The organism is Pseudomonas sp. NFACC37-1, assembly GCF_900101575.1.
GTDB lineage: Bacteria > Pseudomonadota > Gammaproteobacteria > Pseudomonadales > Pseudomonadaceae > Aquipseudomonas > Aquipseudomonas fluorescens_AA.
Genome location: NZ_FMUZ01000074.1, coordinates 1 through 5,433 on the forward strand (window position 1 = coordinate 1; position 5,433 = coordinate 5,433).

At 63.6% G+C, this 5,433-nt stretch carries 1 protein-coding gene; it reads left to right on the forward strand.

The genetic code is table 11. From position 1 onward, the window contains the following. A partial coding sequence (locus BLP82_RS29795; protein WP_139198010.1) for a non-ribosomal peptide synthetase occupies nucleotides 1-5,433 on the forward strand: 5,433 nt, incomplete at both ends.

The following is a 5,433-nucleotide window of genomic DNA, read 5'->3' on the forward strand; positions in this document are numbered from 1 at the left end:
TGGCAGGACCTGCTGGGCCTGCAACAGGTCGGCCGTCACGACCAGTTCTTCGAGCTGGGCGGTCATTCGCTGTTGGCCGTCAGCCTGATCGAGCGGATGCGCCAGGTCAACCTGAGCGCCGATGTGCGCATTCTGTTCAGCCAGCCCACCCTGGCCGCGCTGGCGGCTGCGGTCGGCAGTCATGATGACCGCGAGGTTCAGGTTCCGGCGAACCTGATCGCACCGGATTGTCAACGCATCACCCCCGATTTGCTGCCGCTGGTGACACTGACCCAGGAGGCTATCGACCGCATCGTGGCGAGCGTGCCGGGTGGCGTGGGCAATGTGCAAGACATCTATCCGCTGGCACCCTTGCAGGAAGGCATCCTTTATCACCATTTCGCCGCTGAGCAGGGCGACCCCTACGTATTACAGGCGCAGTTTGCCTTCGATAGCCGCAAACGCCTGGATGATTTCACCCAGGCCCTGCAAGGCGTGATAGATCGTCACGACATCCTGCGTACGTCCATGGCCTGGGACGGCCTCGATGAACCGGTGCAAGTGGTCTGGCGCAAGGCCGTGCTGGGTGTCGAACAAGTGGCGTTGCGCCGTGAGGACGGCGATGTCGCCGGTCGACTGCAGGCAGACTTCGATGCGCGCCTGGACATCCGCCAGGCTCCGCTGATGCGTATCCGCTTTGCCGAGGATGCGGTGAACCGGCGTTGGGTGGCGACACTGCTGTTCCATCACATGGCGCTCGATCACACGGCGCTGGAAGTGGTTCGCCATGAAATGCAGGCTCATTTGCTCGGACAGGCCGACCAGATGGGCGATGCGGTGCCGTACCGCAATTATGTGGCCCAGGCTCGCCTGGGCGTCAGTCCGAAGGCGCATGAGGCGTTTTTCCGCGAGATGCTCGGCGCTATCGATGAACCGACGCTGCCGTTCGGCTTACAGGATCTGCGTGGCGACGGCAGTAGCGTCGAAGAAGCCAGTCAGGGCATCGCCCCCGATCTGAGCCAACGCCTGCGCAGGCAGGCGCGCCAGTTGGGCGTGAGTGCGGCCAGTCTGCATCATCTGGCCTGGGCTCAGGTGCTGGGCCGGGTATCTGGCCGCGAAGACGTCGTGTTCGGTACGGTATTGATGGGCCGGATGCAGGGCGGCGAAGGCGCCGACCGAGCACTGGGCATGTTTATCAATACCTTGCCAATCGGCGTGCGACTGGGGGCACTCAGTGTGCGTGACGGCGTGTTGGCGACCCATGAACGGTTGACCGGTTTGTTGGGGCATGAGCACGCTTCCCTGGCACTGGCTCAACGTTGCAGTGGCGTGGCCGCGCCCACACCGCTATTCAGCGCATTACTCAACTACCGGCATACGGTGGCCGAACCCCTCGCACTGCAATCGTCATCAGCCTGGCAGGGGATCGAAGCCCTGGGAGGCGAGGAACGCACCAACTACCCGCTGACGCTCTCAGTGGACGACCTGGGCGAGGGGTTCAGCCTCACGGCGCAAGTCCAATCCCCTATCGGCGCCCAGCGCATCTGTGGCTATATGCAGGTGGCATTGGAAAGTCTGGTTGATGCGTTGGAGCAGGCACCGCAGGCGCCTTTGCACAGCCTGGACATCCTGCCCCAGGCCGAGCGTCGACAGTTGATCGAGACCTGGAACGCCACGGGCGCGGTGTATGCCGAACAGGCGCTGATTCATCGCCAGGTCGAAGACCAGGCCGCCATGCAGCCTGAGGCGACGGCGGTGGTGTATGAAGGCCGGTCACTGAGCTACGGCGAACTCAACACCCGGGCGAACCAGGTTGCTCATCATCTGCTGGCGCTGGGTGTGCGCCCGGATGACCGCGTGGCGATCTGTGTCGAGCGCAGCCTGGAGATGATCGTCGGGTTGCTGGGCATCCTGAAATCCGGGGCGGGTTACGTACCGATAGACCCGGCCTATCCGGCCGAGCGCATTGCCTACATGCTGCAAGACAGCGCCCCGGCGGCGGTCCTGGTGCAACTGGCTACCGGCGGCCTCATGGTCGACGCATCGGTGCCGGTGATTGATCTTGAGCACGAGATCAGCCCCGACGGCGGCGGTGTCAACCCTCAGGTGCCGGGCCTGGAGCCGAGTCATCTGGTCTATGTGATCTACACCTCGGGGTCGACCGGTCTGCCCAAAGGGGTGATGGTCGAGCATCGCAACCTCAACAACCTGGTGGGGTGGCATTGTCAGTCCTTCGAACTGGGGCGCGGCAGCCGCACGTCCAGCGTTGCTGGCTTCGGTTTCGACGCCGCGGCCTGGGAGATCTGGCCCGCCCTGTGCGCCGGGGCCACGCTGTTGCTGCCACCGGCCCATGCTGGCAGCGAGGATGTCGACGCACTGCTGGATTGGTGGCAGGCCCAGGCGCTGGATGTGTGCTTCCTGCCTACGCCGATTGCCGAGTACGCCTTCGGCGGCAACCTCAGCCACGATCGGTTGCGTACGCTGCTGATCGGCGGTGACCGTCTGCGCCGACTGCCCGCCGACCCACGCTTTACGCTGATCAACAACTATGGCCCCACGGAAACCACGGTGGTCGCCACCTCGGGCCGGATCGACGCCTCCCAGGCGGTGTTGCATATCGGCAAGCCGGTGGGCAACACACGGATCTACCTGCTCGATGCACACTTGCAACCGGTTCCGGTCGGTGCGACGGGTGAGCTTTACATCGGGGGCGCAGGGGTTGCGCGAGGTTACTTGAACCGTGCCGAGCTGACCGCCGAGCGTTTCGTGCAAGACCCATTCGGCCCTGTGCAGGGCGCGAGGATGTACCGTACCGGTGACCTTGGACGTTATTTGCCGGACGGCAATATCGAATACCTGGGGCGCAATGATGGTCAGCTGAAAATACGCGGCTTGCGCATTGAGCTGGGTGAAATCGAATCCAGGCTCAGCGATTGTGCCGGTGTGCGCGAGGCTGTGGTCATCGCGGCTGGTGACACACCGGATGACAAGCGTCTGGTGGCCTATTACACGTTACACGAGGGCGAATACCCGGACCTGACGGCCGACAATTTGCGTGCGCAATTGCAGGTGCACTTGCCCCGGCACATGGTGCCGTCGGCCTATGTGCGCCTCGACGCGCTGCCCTTGACAGCCAATGGCAAGCTTGATCGCCGAGCGCTCCCCGCCCCGGACAGCGCGGCCTATTCGAGCCGCGACCATGAGGCGCCACGGGGCGACATGGAAATGCGCATCGCCGATATCTGGCGTCAGTTGCTGGGCGTGGAGCAGATCGGTCGTCATGACGATTTCTTTGAGCTGGGCGGGCATTCGTTGTTGGCCGTGCGATTGATGTCTCAGGTGCGCCAGCAACTGGGCGTGGAACTGACCCTGGCGGAACTGTTTGCCAACTCCGGATTGATGGGATTGTCAGCCTGGGCCTCCCAAGCGTCGGCAAGCACGTTGCCGCCCATCGAGGCGGTTCCGCGCAACAGTGCGTTGCCCCTGTCGTTCGCACAGCAGCGCCTGTGGTTCCTGGCGCAGATGGACGGCAGCGCTGCTTATCACATCTGCGGTGGCTTGCGTCTCAAGGGCCGGCTGTCACCGCAAGCCCTGCATGGGGCATTGGACCGGATCGTGGCGCGTCACGAAGCGTTACGTACCACGTTCGACAAGGTCGACGGTGAGGTGGTGCAGTGCATCGCCGTCGAAGGGGCCGGCTTTGCCTTGACGTTCCATGACCTGTCCCTGCATACCGACGCCGAAGGCGAACTGGCCCGGTTGGCCGCGGACGAGGCGCGGGCGCCGTTCGATCTGCGACAGGGGCCCTTGATCCGCGGTCGCCTCGTGCGGCTGGCGGACGAGACGCATGTTCTGCTGGTGACTCTGCACCACATCGTCTCGGATGGTTGGTCGATGGATGTGCTGACCCGTGAGTTGGGGAGGCTCTACCAGGCTTGCCTGCATGGCGCGGCCGATCCGTTGCCACCGCTGCCGATCCAATATGCGGACTATGCCGTCTGGCAGCGCCGCTGGCTGAGCGGCGACGTGTTGAGTGAACAGAATGCCTACTGGCAACGGACACTGGCGGATGTACCGCCTTTATTGACCTTGCCTGTAGACCGTCCGCGACCCGCGCAGCAGGACTATGCCGGAGCGCGTTTGCCGGTGCTCTTCGATGAAGCGCTGACAGCCGATCTCAAGGCGCTGGGCCAGCGCCACGGTACGACTTTGTACATGACGGTGCTGGCCGGTTGGGCGGCGGTGCTTGGTCGCCTCTCGGGGCAGGATACGATCGTCATCGGCTCGCCGACGGCCAACCGTCGGCGCGTGGAGGTCGAGGAACTGATCGGGTTCTTCGTCAACACCTTGGCCGTGCCCATTGATGTGTCCGGGGGGCCGAGCGTCGAAACGTTGCTGCAACGGGTAAAAGCACAGACGTTGAGCGCCCAGGCCCATCAGGACCTGCCGTTCGAGCAAGTGGTGGAGCGGGTCAAGCCGATGCGCAGCCTGTCCCACAGCCCGTTGTTCCAGGCCATGCTGTCCTGGCAGGCAGCCGTTGAACAGAACCTCGTCCTGGAAGGACTGATGCTGGAGACCGTGGAGGCGCCGGGGCATAGCGCGAAATTCGATGTGTCGCTGAACCTGGGTGAGGTAGATGGGCTGATTTCAGGCTCCCTGGAGTACGCCACGGCGTTGTTCGACCAGGCGACCATGGAGCGTTACCTCGGCTATCTGGAACGCATGTTGCGGGCGATGGTGGCGGATGCCCGCGTCGCCATCAGCGACATCGTGCTGCCGGACGATGCCGAACGTCGCCAGCTGGAATGCTTCAATGCCACGCAAGCACAGTACCCACTGGAACAGACCATCCATGGATTGTTCGAGGAGCAGGTGGCGCGCACGCCGGATGCACTGGCGGTGCTGCATGGCGGACAGCGCCTGACCTATCCCGAACTGAACGAGCAGGCCAACCGGCTGGCGCATTACCTGCGCAAACAGGGCGTGCGGCCGGATTCGCGGGTGGCGATCTGCGTCGAGCGCGGCAGCGACATGGTGGTCGGGCTGCTGGCGATCCTGAAAGCGGGCGGCGGTTATGTGCCGCTGGATCCGGCCTATCCGGCGGATCGGATTGCCTACATGCTGGAAGACAGTACGCCGGCCGTGGTCCTGGCCCAAACGGCAACCCTTGGGCTGTTGGCCGATGCAACGATGCCGGTGATCGATCTAGGTAGCGGGCTCTGGCAGGACGAGTCCGTCTCGAATCCAGAGATTGCCGGGCTGACCTCGGCGCACCTGGCCTATGTGATCTACACCTCCGGTTCCACCGGTTTGCCCAAGGGTGTGATGATCGAACACCGCAACACGGTGAATTTCCTGACCTGGGCCCATCGTTCGTTCGATGCGCAAACCCTGTCGAAAACCTTGTTCTCGACCTCGCTGAACTTCGACCTGGCGGTGTATGAATGCTTCGCG